This is a genomic window from Streptomyces tremellae (assembly GCF_039540215.1).
In the GTDB taxonomy this organism is placed as follows: Bacteria; Actinomycetota; Actinomycetes; order Streptomycetales; family Streptomycetaceae; genus Streptomyces; species Streptomyces tremellae.
Genome location: NZ_BAABEP010000001.1, coordinates 148,982 through 164,413 on the forward strand (window position 1 = coordinate 148,982; position 15,432 = coordinate 164,413).

The window sequence follows — 15,432 nt, forward strand, 5'->3', positions numbered from 1 at the left end:
CCCCTTCCCCGTCAGCCGATGGGCTCGGAGAGCCGCGCCACGTCGTACGCCAGCGCGCAGGTGTCGCCGGTCGCGGGGTCGCCGAGCTCGACGCGCCAGCGGCCCGCGAACTGGTCCACGCCGGGGCGCATGGGGATCGTGCCGGAGAGCAGCACGGTGCCGGGTTCGAGTTCGCCCCGGCCGCGCAGCACGTCCACCCAGTGGGCGGGCGGGAGCAGTTCGGCGGCGGTGCCGTCCTGGACGAGTTGCTCGGCGCCGCCGCCCTCGGGGGTGACCCAGGCGCGCAGGGTCAGGGAGTCGAGGCGGTCGGCGACGTCGGCGAGCCGCCAGGCGCGGCGGGCGAGCACGTCGGGGGCCGCGTTCTTGCTCCAGGCGACGCCGTGGGCCTCCAGGGCGCGGTCGGTGTGGTCGCAGGCGGCGGTCAGCAGCAGCTCGCCATCGGCGTCCACGACGAGCGCCCACTCGGCCTCGCCCGAGGTGCGGGCGTGCTGGGCGGGGACCGCGCCGGTCTGCTGGGCGAGGTAACCCGCGACCGGGTAGAGCGCGGGGACCTCGGCGGGGGCGGGCACGCCGAGCGCGGCGAGCTCCTCGACATGCGCCGCGACCTGGTCCTGGGCGCGGCCGGCATATCCGGCGTTGAGGAGCCTGCGCACCTCGACCGTGCGCCGTGAGCCGTCGGGGAGTTCGAACGTGAGCGGGTTCACCTGTCTCGTGTCTCCTTGCGGGATCGGCCGCCCCGCACCGGTCCTCGTGGACCGGCCGGGTGGCGGGGGTTGCGCATGCCTCCTGTATACAGCAAGTATTACCGCCGTGGAACAGGACCATGGACGAGCTCGGGACACGGCACAATCCGGTGGAGACCGGTGCCGGCATGGAGGTGATCACCCGTGGAGGACGTGAGCGAGCGGCCGTCGCGCGAGGGCGGCGGCAGCGGGCAGGGGGTCAGGCTGCGGGCCTTCGTGGCGGGCCTCACGGGCACCTCGCTCGAGTGGTACGACTTCGCCGTCTACTCGGCCGCGTCCGCGCTGGTCTTCGGCAAGCTGTTCTTCCCCTCCTCGGACCCGCTGACGTCCACGCTCCTCGCGTTCTCGACGTACGCCGTCGGCTATGTCTCGCGTCCGCTCGGCGGTTTCGTCTTCGGGCGGCTCGGGGACGTGGTGGGCCGCAAGAAGGTGCTCGTGTGGACGCTGACGCTGATCGGCGCGGCGACCGTGCTGATCGGCTGCCTGCCCACGCAGGCCGCGATCGGCCCGGCGGCGCCCGTGCTGCTGGTGCTGCTGCGGTTCGCGCAGGGTGTCGGCGTCGGCGGCGAGTGGGGCGGCGCGGTGCTCCTGACCAGCGAGCACGCGGACGAGGAGCACCGCGGGTTCTGGGCCTCGGCCGCGCAGATCGGGCCGCCTGCGGGCAATCTGATGGCCAACGGCGCGCTGGCGGCGCTGGGGGCGCTGCTCACCGACCACCAGTTCCTGACCTGGGGCTGGCGGGTCGCCTTCCTGCTGTCGTCGGTACTCGTCCTGTTCGGCCTGTGGATCCGCAGCAGGCTTGAGGAGACACCGGTGTTCCAGCGCCTCGCGGAGAGCGGCGAACGCCCGGAGGCCCCGATCCGGGAGGTGCTGCGCACCGAGCGGCGCGGCCTGGTGGCCGCGGTGCTCGGCCGGGTCGCGCCCGATGTGCTGTACGCGCTGTTCACGGTGTTCGTGCTGACGTACGCGACGGACCGGCTCGGCATGGCGCGCGGCAAGGCGCTCACGGCGGTGCTGATCGGCTCGGCGCTGCAGCTGGTGCTGATCCCGCTGGCCGGGGCGCTGTCCGACCGGTGGAACAGGCGGCGGATGTATCTGGCGGGGGCGGTGGCCGCGGGCGTGTGGCCGTTCGTGTTCTTCCCGATGGCCGACACCGGCTCCTGGGGGCTGCTGGTCGTCGGGGTGGTGCTCGGGCTCGTGGTGCACTCGCTGCTGTACGGGCCGCAGGCGGCGTTCGTGGCCGAGCAGTTCAGCGAGCGCCTGCGCTACACCGGCTCGTCCCTCGCGTACACGCTGGCCGGGGTGATCGGCGGCGCGGTGGCGCCGCTGGTGTTCACCGCGCTGCTCGGCTCGTCGGGCAGCTGGCTGCCCCTCGCGGGGTACGTGGCGGTGACCGCGGTGGTGACCGTCACCGGGGTGCTGCTCGGCCGCGACGGCGTGCGGCCCGCGCCGGCGCCCGGGGCTCCCGCCCCCGGCGGCGGGGTGCCCCAGGCGGCCAGCGGCCCCGGCCGGGGCCGCTGACGCTGACGCTGACGACAAAACGACAAGACGACGGAACGGCGGGCAGGACCGTACGGCGGACAGGACCGTACGACGGCGGCTGACGGCCGACGAGACCGTACGACGGCGACAACGGCGAACGACGAGGAGTGGACGGATGCGGATCAGCCTGTGCCAGCTGCGGTCGGGGCCCGACCCCGAGGACAACCTGGAGGCGGCGGTCGCCGCGGTGCGGCGCGCGGCGGAGGACGGCGCGGCGCTCGCGGTGCTCCCCGAGGCGGCGATGGCGCGCTTCGGGGTGCCGCTCGGACCGGTCGCGCAGCCGCTCACCGGCCCCTGGGCGGGCGGGCTGCGCGCGGTCGCGGCGGAGACCGGGGTGACGGTGGTGGCGGGCATGTTCACACCCGCCGCGGACGGCCGGGTGGCGAACACCCTGCTGGTCGCCGCGCCCGGCGGCGGGGACGGCGACAGCTACGACAAGATCCATCTCTACGACGCGTTCGGCTACCGGGAGTCCGACACGGTCGCGCCCGGCGGCCGGTTGGTGACCGTGGACGTCGCGGGCGTCCGGGTCGGCCTCGCCACCTGCTACGACGTGCGGTTCCCCGAGCTGTTCCGGGCCCACGCGGACGCCGGCGCCGTGCTCTCGCTGCTGCCGGCCTCCTGGGGCGCCGGCCCCGGCAAGGCGGAGCAGTGGGAGCTGCTGGTACGGGCCAGGGCACTGGACGCGACGGTCTGGCTGGCCGCGGTCGACCAGGCGCTCCCCGCCCCCGGCGCCGACCCCGAGGAGCCGACCGCCGCGCCGAACGGTGTCGGACGCAGTCTCCTCGTCGCCCCTGACGGCTCCGTACGGGCCCGCCTCGGCGGCGACCCCGACGTGCGGACCTTCGACGTCGACCCGGCGGAGGCGGACCGGGTCCGCGCGTCGATCCCGGTGCTCGCCAACCGGAGGCTGCCGCTGTAGGCGGGCGGCACCGCGTTCACCGGTCCTGGCGGGCCGGCGGTGCGCGAGGCCCGGGAGCCCCCGGTGGTGGCGGGGTGTGGTGCGGGAAGTACTGTCCGAGTTGTGGCACACGTCCCACGACGGACGGCTTGTCGCCTGCTCGACCACGCCCCTACTCTCCGGGAAGGCCGGACCCGCTCGCACACCGTCCTCGAATACGGAACGCTCCCTTGCCCGACAGTCCCCGCCTCTCCCCGTGGCACATCGCGCTCCCGCACACGGCGGCCGCCGTGCCGATGGCGCGTGCCCTGGTGCGGGCCGCGCTGGCGAGTCTCGAACGGGGCGCGGAGGCGGAAACCGCCGAGCTGCTGACGGCGGAGCTGGTGGCGAACGCCGTCGAGCACACGCGGGGCGACGAGCCGATACGGCTGGTAGTGACGCTGCTCCCGTCCGGCTGCTGCCGGGTCGAGGTGCACGACGCCGACCCCCGGCCGCCGGGTGCGCTCGACGCGCCGGGCCCCGCGGCCATGCCCGACCCGTGGCAGGAGGACGGCAGGGGGCTGCTGCTGATCCGCACCCTCAGCGAGGAGTGCGGCCACCGGCGGACCGACGACGGCAAGGCCGTGTGGTTCACGCTGCCCGAGCCGTGCCCGCCGGGGCGCGCCGGCACCGCTCCGCTCGTGCCGCGCCAGGGGACGCGGCGGCCGCAGGTGTGACCGTGGGGCCGCCGCGCCCGCGGCGCGGGGGCGCTACGCGTCGCCGAGCGTGGCGACGAGGACGGCCTTGATGGTGTGCAGGCGGTTCTCCGCCTCGTCGAAGACGACCGAGTGCGGGGACTCGAAGACCTCGTCCGTCACCTCCAGCTCGCGCAGGCCGTAGCGCTCGTGGATCTCCCGCCCGACCTCGGTGCCCAGGTCGTGGAAGGCGGGCAGGCAGTGCAGGAACTTCACGTCCGGGTTGCCGGTGGCGCGCAGCACGTCCATCGTCACCGTGTACGGGGCCAGGGCGGCGATGCGCACGTCCCAGACCTCCTTGGGCTCGCCCATCGACACCCACACGTCGGTGACGACGAAGTCGACGCCCGCGACGCCCTCGGCGATGTCCTCGGTCAGGTGCAGCCGGGCACCGGTCGTCTCGGCGGTCTTGCGGGCGGCGGCGAGCACCTCGTCGGCAGGCCAGAACGCGCGCGGCGCGACGATCCGCACGTCCATGCCGAGCAGCGCCGCCGTGACCAGGTAGGAGTTGCCCATGTTGAACCGTGCGTCGCCGAGGTAGGCGAAGCTCGTTTCGCTCAGGGGCCGCTCGCAGTGCTCGGTCATCGTGAGCGCGTCGGCGAGCATCTGGGTGGGGTGCCAGTCGTCGGTGAGGCCGTTGAAGACGGGCACGCCCGCGTGGGCGGCCAGTTCCTCGACGGTGTCCTGGGCGTCGCCCCGGTACTGGATGCCGTCGAACATCCGGCCGAGGACCCGGGCCGTGTCCTTCGCCGACTCCTTCTTGCCGATGTGCGAGCCCGCCGGGTCGATGTAGGTGGTGGCGGCGCCCTGGTCCGCGGCGGCCACCTCGAAGGCGCAGCGGGTCCGCGTGGACGCCTTCTCGAAGATGAGCGCGACGTTCCTGCCGCGCAGCCGCTGCACCTCGGTGCCCGCCTTCTTGGCGGCCTTGAGTTCGGCGGCGAGGTCGATCAGGCCGCGGAACTCCTCCGGCGTGAAGTCGAGCTCCTTGAGGAAGTGGCGGCCGGGAAGGTGTATCGCCATGGGTGCTGCTCCTGAGGGGTCGACTGCGGCCGCGTGGCCGGGTACATGGTCGGCATGGGACGGTCCTGCGGTGCGGTCCGGCGGTCGGGAACCGCCGCCCGGCGGGTGGAAGGACAACGGACTCCGTAACTATATACGCTATACCGCATGGCTATACAGACTGGAGGCGGACAGCCTCCCGGCCGCCTCCCGCGCGGCGTCTTCGCTGCCCGCGGCGCTTCCGGCGCCCGCGGCGGCCCGCGCGCTCAGACGCCGTCCCGTTCCACCGGGCAGCTCATGCAGCGCGGCCCGCCCCTGCCGCGCCCCAGCTCGCTGCCGCGGATCTCGATCACCTCGAAGCCCTGCCTGCGCAGGTGGCTGTTGGTGGTGGAGTTCCGCTCGTACGCGACCACGACGCCCGGCTCGACCGCCAGCACGTTGCACCCGTCGTCCCACTGCTCGCGCGCCGCCGAGTGCACGTCCTGGGTGGGCGTGAGGACCCGCACCCGGTCCAGGCCGAGCGCGGCGGCGATCGCCCGGTGCATGTGCTCCGGCGGATGGTCGGTGACCTTCAGCTCGTTGTCCCCGACGCCCGGCTCGATGGTGTACGAACGCAGCATCCCGAGGCCCTCGTACTGGGTGAACGTGTCGTGGTCGACCATCGTCATCACCGTGTCGAGGTGCATGAACGCCCGGCGCTTCGGCAGGTCGAGCGCGACGATCGTGGTGGCGGAACCCGCGGCGAACAAGCCGCGCGCCAGCATCTCCACGGCCTGCGGCGTGGTGCGCTCGCTCATCCCGATCAGCACGGCTCCCCGGCCGAGCACCAGCACGTCGCCGCCCTCGATCGTGCAGGGGTGGCCCTGGCCCTGCGCCCAGTGGTGGAAGGGGCCTGCCCCGTCCCCGGTGAAGAGGGGATGGTGCCGGTAGATCGCCTCGAAGTGCACGGACTCGCGCTGCCGCGCGGGGCGGCTCATCGCGTTGACCGAGACTCCGTCGTACACCCAGGCCGAGGTGTCCCGGGTGAACAGGTGGTTGGGCAGCGGGTCGAGGAGGAAGTCGTCCTGCTCCATGACGTGGAAGCGCACCGACGTGGGCTCCGCGTGGCCGGCCAGGTACTCCCGCTTGGTGACGCCGCCGACGAGCGCCTCGGCGAGGCCGGCCGCGGGCAGTTCGTCGAAGGCGGCCCTGAGGTGGTCCGTGGCGAGCGGGCCGTACTCCTTCTCGTCGAAGACGCGGTCGAGGACCAGCTCCCTCGCCGCCGGGACCTCGAGCGCCCCCCGCAGCAGGTCGCCGAAGAGATGCACCTCGACGCCCCGCTCCCGCAGCACCGCGGCGAACCCGTCGTGCTCCTCCTGGGCGCGCCGCACCCACAGCACGTCGTCGAAGAGGAGCCCGTCCGCGTTCTGCGGGGTGAGCCGCTTGAGTTCGAGGCCGGGGCGGTGCAGGATCACGCGGCGCAGCCGCCCGGTCTCCGAGTCGACATGGAAGGTCATGCCTCCATCCTGACCGCGCCGCCCGCCCTTCACCCCTCGGACCTCACCGCGGCCTCCCGCACCGTCCGACGCGCCGGGCCGTACCGGGGCCGGCGCCCTCCCGTGCCCTGCCGCGCCCCGGTCACCCTCCGCCGCCGTGCAGCGCGGCGGAGAGCGCGGCGATCGCGCGGGGCCCGACCCGGCAGCACCCCCCGGCCAGCCGGGCCCCCGCGTCCCGCCACGCAGCGGCCCGCGACGGATCGAACGCCGCAGGGCCGCGGTAGTCCTCCGCCCCGGCGTCCCAGCTCTCCCCGCTGTTGGGGTAGACGACGACCGGCTTGCCCGTGGCCGCAGCGAGCGGCACGGCCGCCTCCGCGTCCTGTGGCGTGCAGCAGTTCACGCCGACCGCGATCACCTGGCCGTCCCCGGCCGCCAGGGCGAACGCGTCCGCGAGCGGCTGCCCCGCGCGCGTACGGCCGCCCGCGACCGTGTAGGAGAGCCACACCGGAACCCCGGTGCCGCGCGCCGCGGCGAGCAGCGCCTCTGCCTCGTCGGTGTCGGGCACGGTCTCCAGCGCGAGGACGTCGGGCGCCGCGGCGGCGAGCGCCTCGATCCTCGGCCGGTGGAACCGGGTCAGCTCGCGCACCGTGAGCCCGTACCGCCCGCGGTACTCGCTGCCGTCCGCGAGCATCGCCCCGTAGGGCCCCGCGGACGCGGCCACCCACACCTCCTCCTCGGTGTCCTCGCCCGCGGCCCGCGCCAGCTCCACGCTGCGGGTGAACAGCGCCGCGGCCTCGGCGCGCGAGGCCCCGCGCCGCGCGAACCCCTCGAACGTGGCCTGGTAGCTCGCCGTGATCAGCACCCGCGCGCCCGCCCGCACATAAGCGGCGTGGGCGGCCGCGACCTGCTGCGGCGCGTCGGCGAGCAGCCGGGCCGACCACAGCTCGCCCGACAGGTCCGCGCCCTGGTCGGCGAGTTGGTTGGACAGGCCGCCGTCCAGTACGACGGGGCCCTCGGCGAGGGCCTCGGCGAGCGGTCTGACGGGCCGCACGGCGGTCACCTCCTTCGGGCCGCGGCGGGCGGCCCCTCCCTGGGGCCCTTCGTCCGGATCGTGCCGGGCTCGCGTGCCCCGGCACCTCCCCCAGCCTCCGGCCGGGGCGCCCCGGGCACCGGCCCCCGCTCCCCGATCCGCCCGGAGCCGAACGAAAAGCCTCAGCCGAGCTGCGGCGCGACCTGGGACGCGACCAGCTCCAGGTGGTCCAGGTCGGCCATGTCCATCGTCTGGAGGTAGAAGCGGGTCGAGCCGACCGCCGCGTACCTGCCGATCTTGTCGACGACCTCGGCGGGCGAACCCGCGAGGCCGTTCTCCTTGAGCTCGTCCACGTCGCGGCCGAGCACGGCTGCCCGGCGCGCCACCTCCGCGTCGTCGCGGCCCACGCAGATCGGCAGCGCGCTGGAGTACACCAGGTCGGAGGCGGGGCGCCCGGCCTCCTCGACCGCCGCGCGCACCCGGCCGAACTGCGCCTCGGTCTCCTCGACCGAGCCGAAGGGCAGGTTGAACTCGTCCGCGTACCGCGCGGCGAGCCGCGGGGTGCGCTTCGGCCCCTTGCCGCCGACGATGACCGGCGGCTTCGCCTGGGCGGGCTTGGGGAGCGCGGGCGAGTCGGTCAGCCGGTAGTGCGCACCGTCGTAGGAGAACTTCCGGCCGGCCTCGGTCGCCCACAGCCCGGTGACCACGGCGAGCTGCTCCTCCAGCCTGCTGAACTTGTCGTCGGGGAACGGGATTCCGTACGCGGCGTGCTCCTCGGCGAACCAGCCGGCGCCGAGGCCGAACTCGACCCGGCCGCCGGACATCTGGTCGACCTGGGCGACCTGGATGGCGAGGACGCCGGGCAGCCGGAACGTCGCGGCCGTCACCAGCGTGCCGAGGCGGATCCGCCGGGTCTCGCGGGCGAGGCCCGCCAGGGTGATCCAGGCGTCCGTGGGCCCCGGCAGGCCGTCCACACCGCCCATGTGCAGGTAGTGGTCCGACCGGAAGAAGGCGTCGAAACCCAGGTCCTCGGTGGCCTTGGCGATGCGGAGGATGGTGTCGTACGTCGCGCCCTGCTGGGGCTCGGTGAAGATGCGAAGATCCATACCCCCATCCTGCACCTCGCGCCCGCGGCCCGGCCGCCCGCACCGCACGCCGCTGTCCGCCGGCACGGCACCGGACGCCCGCCGCGGCGGTCCGCCCCGCGGGGGGTCAGGAGCCGCCGCCCGGTGGTCCGGGCCCTCCACGCCCCCGGATCCCCGGCAGCCGCAGGAGCGCGGCCACCCGGTCGCCCGACTCCGCCGCGGCGTCGATCGCCTCCATGCACTGCCAGTAGACGCACGCGTCGTCCGCGGCCGTGGCGACCACGACGAGCGCCGCGCCGGCCTCTTCGAGGAGCGCGCCCAAGGCTGCCAGCGCGGCCTGCGCGTCCGCCGGGCCGGTGAGCGCCGCAGCCCTGAGCCCGCCCGCGGCCCGCAGCGCGGGGTGCTCGGCGGGCCCCCTGCCCCGCTCCCCCGCGTCGGCGAGCTCGCCCGCCGCCGTCCTGGCCTCTCCCGTGTACCGCCCGGCGAGCAGGTCGCCGAGCGCCCGCGCGAGCGCCTGTTCCTGCCATGCCTCAGCCACCACGTCGGCCGTGGTGCGGCAGGCCGCCAGCGCTTCCCTGCCCGCCTCCGCGATGCGTACCGCGTCCATGTGCACGTCCCCCTCGTCCTGCGCGCCGTGCGCGTCCCGCGCGGCGGGTGACCGCCCGCCACGTCCGCATCACCCAGAGTGAGGGAACATGGCGCCCGGAGCCAGGGGGGTGCCGACCTCTGTGGACAACCGGCCGGGGCGAAGGGGGAGATCACACCGGATGGGGACAACTCCCTCACCCCGGAGAGTGACCAGCGCTCAGGAGGATGACGTTCCGGGATGCCCTCCGAGCTGGGTACTCGCCGAGCCCGGGTAACCGCCGAGCCCGCGGGCCCCGGGCTCACGAGAGCCCGGACCCGCGCCGCCCGCGCGGCTCAGCGCGCCGGAGCGGCCGGGCCGGCCGCCGGCGGGAACCGCGTCTCGTTCCGCTCGATCTTCGCGGCGAGCGCGGTCAGCGGGTCGATGTCCAGCACCTCGCAGAACTGGAGGAGGTACGAGAGCACGTCCGCGACCTCGTCCTCGACGCGGAAGGCGGCCTCCTGGTCGGCCATGACCCCGGCGGACTGCTCGGGCGTGAGCCACTGGAAGATCTCCAGCAGTTCGGACGCCTCGACGCTCAGCGCCGCCGCCAGGTTCTTCGGCGTGTGGTACGGCTCCCAGCCGCGCGCCGCGGCGAACGCCGCCAGCCTGCGCCGCAGCTCCGGCACGCCGGGCACCGGCCCCGCGGCCTGCGGCCCCGGCACCGGGCCGCCGCCCGGCACGGGGCCCTCACCGTCCTCCCCGCCCCCCGCGTCCTGGGCGTTGCGGGTGTCCCGTCTCCCGCTCATGTGCCCGGCACCGCCGCCTCGGGCGCGCCCTCGACCTCGGTGCCCGCCGGTGCGAGCAGGAAGACGTTCCTGTCGACCCGGTGCATCCCGCAGCCGAGGCCGAACACCACACCGCTGCTGAAGTCGAGGATGCGCTTGGCCACGTCCGTGTCGGCGGCCGTCAGGTCGAGCAGGACCGGGATCTGCGCGAGCAGGTGCTCCGCGACTTCACGCGCGTCCCCGAAGACCTGCACCCGCAGCACCACGAAGCGGCGGTGCTCCTCCGCCGTGTCCTGCGGGACGGTGCGGTGGTCGACCCGGGAGGGCCACATGTCGCGGTTGCGCAGCGGCACGACCTGGGCCAGGCCCTCCCACTGCTCGTCGGTGACGTCGTACTCGTCGTACCTGTTCACCGCGCCACCCCTCCCCTGTGCTGATTCTGCATCGGGCCATCCTCCCCCGGCTCACCCGTTCAGCCCATCAGCGACACGGGGTGGCGCCGTACGCAGATGCGCGGCGCCCGACCTGACGGCCCAGCCGAAGACGGCGAGGGCGACCAGCGCGACGGTCACCGAGTCGTACGGGGCGGGCAGCCGTCCAGAGCCCCCGAAGGAGCCGAGCCAGGACAGCAGGGTCAGGGCGGCCAGGTAGCAGACAAGCCAGACACCCCGGCGCAGTTCGGCACTGCGCGGTGGCCCGTCCGGCGGGCGCCGCAGCAGCAGGAAGACCGGCAGGCCGATCAGGACGAGCGGCAGCGCGAGCCGCAGGCTGTGCCAGCCCGACCAGTACACGAACTCCCCCGCGACCGCGAAGCTGAGGGGCGCGATCCACCGCATCCCCGGAAGCTGCCCGTCCCTGCGCCCCGCGCCGCGCTCCCTGTCGTGCGCGCGGAACGAGGCGACGGCGACCGCCGAGGCCGCGTAGATCAACAGGTACATGTCGCCCATCACGCTGACGATGCTCTGCCAGCCGCCGAACGGCAGCAGGAAGACCACGATCACCGCGAGGTTCAGCACGAGGGCGCGGCGGGCGGTGCCGGAGCGCGGATCGATGTGCAGGAAGAACCGCGGCAGCAGGCCGTTCTTGGCGAGGGCGTAGGTGTGCCGGGCGTCGATGGCGACCCCGACGTAGGCGGAGCCGCCGGGCGAGATGACCGCGTCCGCGTACAGCAGTGTGGCCAGCCACTGGAGGTTGAGGAGCAGCGCGAGCTGCCCGAAGGGCGAGTCGAAACTGACGCCCTGCCAGCCGTGCGCGAGCGTCGAGTCGGGCACGGTGACCAGGAAGGCCAGCTGGAGCAGCAGGTACACGACGACGGCGAGGCCGATTCCGGTGAGCACGGCGGCCGGTACGGTACGGCGCGGCCTGCGCGCCTCGCCCGAGAAGTCGAGCGGGGCCTGGAAGCCGTTGACGGAGTAGACGATGCCGCCGCCCGCGAGCGCGGTCAGGCAGGCCGCGTACCCGTAGGGCGCGAAGCCGCCGTGCGTGCCGCCGGCGAGGCGCCCCGCGTGGGTGCCCGACGCGAACAGTGCGACCACGGTGATCAGCGGGATGAGTACCTTCAGCAGCGAGACGAGGTTGTTGAGCCGGGCGAACAGCCGTACCGCGAACCAGTTCAGGGCGGTCAACAGCACGCTCAGGCCGCAGGCGAGCGCGAGTCCGGGCCAGGTCAGCGAGGAGCCGCGGTAGACGCCGGGGACGTAGTGGGCCGCGTACTGCATGATCGCGCTGATCTCGGCCGCGGTGCCGCCCACCGAGAGCAGCACCGACCAGCCGACCATGGTGCCGACGAGCCGTCCGCCGGCGTAGAGCGGCCAGCGCACGGTGCCGCCGCCCTCGGGGCGGGTCGCGCCGAGCTCGACCATCACCAGCGCGACGAGCGCGCACAGCGCGCCGGCAGCGATCCAGGACAGCAGGGCCGCGGGGCCCGCGGTCTGCGCGGCGAACATCGCCGCGAACAGCCAGCCGGAGCCGATGATGTTGGAGAAGCCGATCGCGGTCAGGCCCCAGAAGCCGAGATCGCGCTTGAGGCGGTGCTCCTGCGACAGTTCGGCCGGCAGGCCCGGTGCCGCGGGCGGCGGTGGTGACAGTGGCTTCGGCGGCACGGGCCGGGTCCCCTCGTGCGGTGGTCCGCGCCGGGCCGCGCCGGGTGGGCGGCGTGCGGGCTGCGGACGGATGGTCGGTGGCGGGTCGTCAACGGTTCGGTTCGTCGGGGCAGTTGTGTACGGATGGGTCGTTCGCGGACGGTGTCGCTGCCGGGGTGACGACCGCGTGGATGCTACGCGACCGGCCCTGCGGGACCTGGCCCGGGGCGAGAGCCTGCCCAGCCTGGCACGGTCGACGCGTGCCCCGGCCCGCGGGCCCGCGCGCTCCGTGCGGCAGCTTCGGGCGCGTGGCCGTACCCGTGCTCCTGCCGCAGGCCCCGAGCCCGCCGTTCGGCCTTCGGAGGCCCTCCGGGTTCCGCACCTGCCGGGCAGGGGACGCGCCCGCGCCACCACCCGGGAACCGGGCCTCCGGGGCCTCCGGTGGCTCCGGGGCTCCGCAGGTGTCGCGAGGAGGCGTCCTACCCCACTTCCCGGCCGTCCGCACGCCGGGCGGCTCCCGTGGCCGGGCGCCGCGCCGGGTCCGGTGGTGGGGGCACGCGGACCGTGAGACGTTCCGAGCACCTCCACCGACCGCAGCTCCCCTTCCCCGACCACAGCTCCCCTTCGCCGCACCCGAGGATTTCCCCACACCCCAGGAGGCCACGGTGACCGCCGACGCGACGTATCCCGCGCGCCCGGAGACGGGTGCCGACGACACCGGCGACGTCCAGGACCCGGCCGCCGCCCGGCGCGCGGTGGCCGCCCGCTTCGCGGCGCTGACCTGCGCGGGCGACCCCGCGGGCGGCGCCGGACCGCCGCTCGCCGAGGTGCCGCTGCGCAGGCCGCGCCGCACCGCCGCGCGGCTGCGCGCCCTGTACGAGCTGGGGCGCGCGGACCTGTCCCTGGCCCGGCTCGCCGAGGGCCACCTCGACGCGGTGGCCATCCTCGACGAGGTGGCGGGCGCGCCGGTCGGCCCCGGAGAGCGGTGGGCCGTGTGGGCGGCGCGCCCGCCTGCCCCCGCGCCCGGGGCGCGGTGCCTCGACGGCCGGTGGCTCCTCGACGGCGTGCGGCCGTACTGCGCGGGCGCGCACTGCTGCACGCACGCGCTGGTCTCGGCGGACGCGGTGGACGGCAGGCGGCTGTTCGCGGTCCGCCTGGCCCAGTCCGGGGTGCGGCCCGTGGCGGGGAGCAGGCGCGCGGTGGGGATGGCGGGCAGCGACGCCTGCGACGTGGCGTTCACCGCGGCAGAGGGGGTGCCGGTCGGCGGAGTGGGCGCGTACACGGACCGCCCGGGGTCCGAGCACGCGGCGGCCGGGGTGGCCGCGTGCCTGCTCGGCGGGGCCCGCGCGGTGGCGGAGACGCTGTACGCGTCGGCCCGCAGGCGTACCCAGGACGCGTTCGGCGCCGCGCACCTCGGCGCCGTCGACACACTGCTGTCCTCGGCCGTCACGGTGCTCGAACGCGCGGCGCGCGACATCGACGCGGACCCGCTGGACGCGCGGGGCGCGGCCCGGATCCGGGGCCTTCGCGTGCAGGCGCTCGCCGAGTTGGTCTGCGCGGAGGTGCTCGCCCACGTGGGGCGGGGCGCGGGCGGCACGCCGCTGTGCCACGACGCGCGGCACGCGCGGGCCGCGGCCGACCTCTCGGTGCTGATGCGCCTGCACCCGGTGGAACGCGGGCTGGCCGAGCTGGGACGGCTGTTCTGCGCCCGCGACGACAACGGCAACGACGGCGGAGAGGACGTGCGATGACCGACGCGCCAGAGCACACGACGACCGGCACGGCGGGCGCGGGAGCAGCACCCCCGCCCGCGGCGCCCCCCGGCGGGGTGGGCGCGACCGTACGCGCCACGGCGGCCGGCCGGGTACGGGGCGGCCCCGCGGACGCCGGGCTGCGCGAGACCGCGGCCGTGGCGGCGGGCGCCGAGGGCACCGCGTGCCGCAGGGCGGCGGCGTACGACGCCGACGCCGGGGGCACGCCGGAGTCCCGGTGGGCGGCCTGGGACGGCCTGGGCGCTCTGCCGGAGGCCCTGGTTCCGCCGGGGCCCGTGCTCGTGGTGGCGGCACACCCCGACGACGCGGTGCTCGGCTTCGGCGGCACGATGGCGGCACTCGCCGCGGCGGGGACGCCCGTGCGCCTGCTGTCGGTGAGCGACGGGGAGCGGTCCGGGCCGCGGCCCGCGCGCCCTGCCGTACGCCGTCCGGACGGCCGCCGGCCGGGTGACCGCCGTTCGGCCGAGCTGCGCAGGACGGAGCTGGCGGCAGCGCTCGGCGAGCTCGGTCACCAGGGGCTCGGGCCCGCGCGGCTCGCCGTGCCGGACACGGCCGTCGACCACTACGAGGACCGGGTGCGGGAGGCCGTGGCGCGGCTGCTGCAGGAGACCGGCGCCCGGCTGTGCGTGGCGCCGTGGACCGGTGACCTGCACGGCGACCACGAGGCGGCGGGCCGCGCGGCGTTCGCGGCGTGCACGGAGGCCAGGGTCCCGGTGTGGTGCTATCCGCTGTGGCTGTGGCACTGGTCGTTCCCCGGCGACCCGCGGGTGCCGTGGGGCAGCGCGGCGCGGCTGCCGCTCGACGACGACAGCGCGGCAGCCAAGCGGCGTGCCGTACGGCGCTTCAGCAGCCAGACCGAGCCGGCAGCGGACGGCGATCCGGACACGGCGATCCTGCCGCCCGCCGACCTCGCCCACCACCTGCGGGGCTTCGAGGTGGTCTTCCGATGAGGGCGGTCCTGTGAGCGTGCCGCCCGCGGCCGTCGCGGTGATCGTGCCCGCGCACCAGGAGGGCGCCTCGCTGCCCGCGACGCTGCACTCGCTGCGCGCCGCGGCCCGTCATCCGGAGGCCGCGGCCGTGCCGGTGCTCGTCGTGGTGGTCGCCGACGCCTGCACGGACGGTACGGCGGCGGTCGCGCAGGACGCGGGCGCGCTCGTCGTACGGGAGTCGTTCCGCAATGTCGGCAGGGCGCGGGCGAGCGGCGCGCGGGCCGCGCTGCGCCGGCTCGCCGCGTACGGCGAAGGGCTGTGGCTCGCGACCACGGACGCGGACACGGTGGTACCGCCGCGCTGGCTCGCGCACCAGCTGCGCCACGCGGGCCAGGGCTGGGAGTGCGTGGTGGGCACCGTGCGGCTCGCGCCGCATCCGCCGCTCAGCGCGGCGACGGCGGCGCGCCACGACGCGCACTATTTCGCGCAGCGGCCGCCGGGCCGCGGGACCTGGCGCCATCCCCACGTGCACGGCGCCAACCTCGGTGTGGCGGCCGGGGCCTACACGGCGGCGGGCGGCTTCCCGCCGCTCGCGCACAGCGAGGACCGCGCGCTGGTCGCGGCCCTCGACCGGGCGGGCCGCCGCGTCCTGCGCACGGACGGCTGTCCGGTGCTGACCTCGGGGCGCGGCGACTCCCGCGCCCCGCACGGCTTCGGCTCGTTCCTCGGCGCGCTCGGCGGCATGTGAACGGACCGGCGCGGGCGGCGCGCGGAGTGGCGTCTGTGCC

General features: G+C 75.7%; 15 protein-coding genes. 6 read left to right on the forward strand and 9 right to left on the reverse strand.

All coding sequences use genetic code 11. The features are described from left to right. Window positions 1-11: 11 nt before the first annotated feature. Window positions 12-704 carry a DUF2848 domain-containing protein gene (locus ABEA77_RS00685; RefSeq protein ID WP_345639803.1) on the reverse strand — a complete coding sequence of 231 codons (693 nt, stop codon included), beginning with the start codon at window positions 702-704 and terminating at the stop codon, window positions 12-14. A 243-nt stretch (window positions 705-947) separates the two neighbouring features. Between ABEA77_RS00685 and ABEA77_RS00690 the strand changes: the two genes are divergently transcribed. The 3 genes from ABEA77_RS00690 to ABEA77_RS00700 all read left to right on the forward strand — a co-directional run bounded on the left by ABEA77_RS00690 (window position 948) and on the right by ABEA77_RS00700 (window position 3,902). After that, complete coding sequence (locus ABEA77_RS00690) at window positions 948-2,264, forward strand: MFS transporter (RefSeq protein WP_345640190.1); 1,317 nt, start codon at window positions 948-950, stop codon at window positions 2,262-2,264. Window positions 2,265-2,400: 136 nt separating this feature from the next. Beyond that, on the forward strand, window positions 2,401-3,207 hold the full coding sequence (locus ABEA77_RS00695; protein ID WP_345639805.1) for a carbon-nitrogen hydrolase family protein: 807 nt from the start codon (window positions 2,401-2,403) through the stop codon (window positions 3,205-3,207). Between the two features lie 209 nt (window positions 3,208-3,416). Beyond that, window positions 3,417-3,902, forward strand: coding sequence for an ATP-binding protein (locus tag ABEA77_RS00700; RefSeq protein WP_345639807.1), 486 nt, complete (start codon window positions 3,417-3,419; stop codon window positions 3,900-3,902). 33 nt (window positions 3,903-3,935) lie between these two features. Here ABEA77_RS00700 and argF read toward each other — a convergent pair whose 3' ends face one another. The 8 genes from argF to ABEA77_RS00740 all read right to left on the reverse strand — a co-directional run bounded on the left by argF (window position 3,936) and on the right by ABEA77_RS00740 (window position 11,949). Continuing rightward, on the reverse strand, window positions 3,936-4,940 hold the full coding sequence (gene argF / locus ABEA77_RS00705; protein WP_345639808.1) for an ornithine carbamoyltransferase: 1,005 nt from the start codon (window positions 4,938-4,940) through the stop codon (window positions 3,936-3,938). Between the two features lie 245 nt (window positions 4,941-5,185). Next, the gene (locus ABEA77_RS00710; RefSeq protein WP_345639810.1) at window positions 5,186-6,415 is read right to left on the reverse strand and encodes an arginine deiminase; all 1,230 of its coding nucleotides are present in this window, start codon (window positions 6,413-6,415) and stop codon (window positions 5,186-5,188) included. 121 nt (window positions 6,416-6,536) lie between these two features. Further along, the gene (gene mmuM, locus ABEA77_RS00715) at window positions 6,537-7,445 is read right to left on the reverse strand and encodes a homocysteine S-methyltransferase (protein WP_345639812.1); all 909 of its coding nucleotides are present in this window, start codon (window positions 7,443-7,445) and stop codon (window positions 6,537-6,539) included. A 161-nt stretch (window positions 7,446-7,606) separates the two neighbouring features. Further along, window positions 7,607-8,530, reverse strand: coding sequence for an LLM class F420-dependent oxidoreductase (locus ABEA77_RS00720; protein WP_345639814.1), 924 nt, complete (start codon window positions 8,528-8,530; stop codon window positions 7,607-7,609). 106 nt (window positions 8,531-8,636) lie between these two features. Further along, window positions 8,637-9,116, reverse strand: coding sequence for a DUF6099 family protein (locus tag ABEA77_RS00725; protein WP_345639816.1), 480 nt, complete (start codon window positions 9,114-9,116; stop codon window positions 8,637-8,639). A 314-nt stretch (window positions 9,117-9,430) separates the two neighbouring features. Beyond that, the gene (locus ABEA77_RS00730; RefSeq protein ID WP_345640192.1) at window positions 9,431-9,763 is read right to left on the reverse strand and encodes a nucleotide pyrophosphohydrolase; all 333 of its coding nucleotides are present in this window, start codon (window positions 9,761-9,763) and stop codon (window positions 9,431-9,433) included. 116 nt (window positions 9,764-9,879) lie between these two features. Continuing rightward, a complete protein-coding gene (locus ABEA77_RS00735) occupies window positions 9,880-10,275 on the reverse strand; it encodes a cell division protein SepF (RefSeq protein ID WP_345639818.1) in 396 nt (131 codons plus the stop codon). 51 nt (window positions 10,276-10,326) lie between these two features. Next, complete coding sequence (locus ABEA77_RS00740; protein ID WP_345640194.1) at window positions 10,327-11,949, reverse strand: APC family permease; 1,623 nt, start codon at window positions 11,947-11,949, stop codon at window positions 10,327-10,329. Window positions 11,950-12,608: 659 nt separating this feature from the next. On the opposite strand from ABEA77_RS00740, the gene ABEA77_RS00745 reads away from it, so the two are divergent. Genes ABEA77_RS00745 through ABEA77_RS00755 form a run of 3 tightly spaced genes read left to right on the forward strand, consistent with a single transcriptional unit; the run spans window position 12,609 to window position 15,392 of the window. Then, entirely contained in the window at window positions 12,609-13,694 is a 1,086-nt protein-coding gene (locus tag ABEA77_RS00745; protein ID WP_345639820.1) for an acyl-CoA dehydrogenase, read from the forward strand. Further along, window positions 13,691-14,665 (forward strand): PIG-L deacetylase family protein, encoded by a 975-nt coding sequence (locus ABEA77_RS00750; RefSeq protein ID WP_345639822.1) that lies wholly within the window; start codon window positions 13,691-13,693, stop codon window positions 14,663-14,665. Before ABEA77_RS00745 ends, ABEA77_RS00750 begins: the two co-directional genes overlap by 4 nt. Window positions 14,666-14,675: 10 nt before the next feature. After that, on the forward strand, window positions 14,676-15,392 hold the full coding sequence (locus ABEA77_RS00755) for a glycosyltransferase (RefSeq protein WP_345639823.1): 717 nt from the start codon (window positions 14,676-14,678) through the stop codon (window positions 15,390-15,392). Window positions 15,393-15,432: the final 40 nt, after the last annotated feature.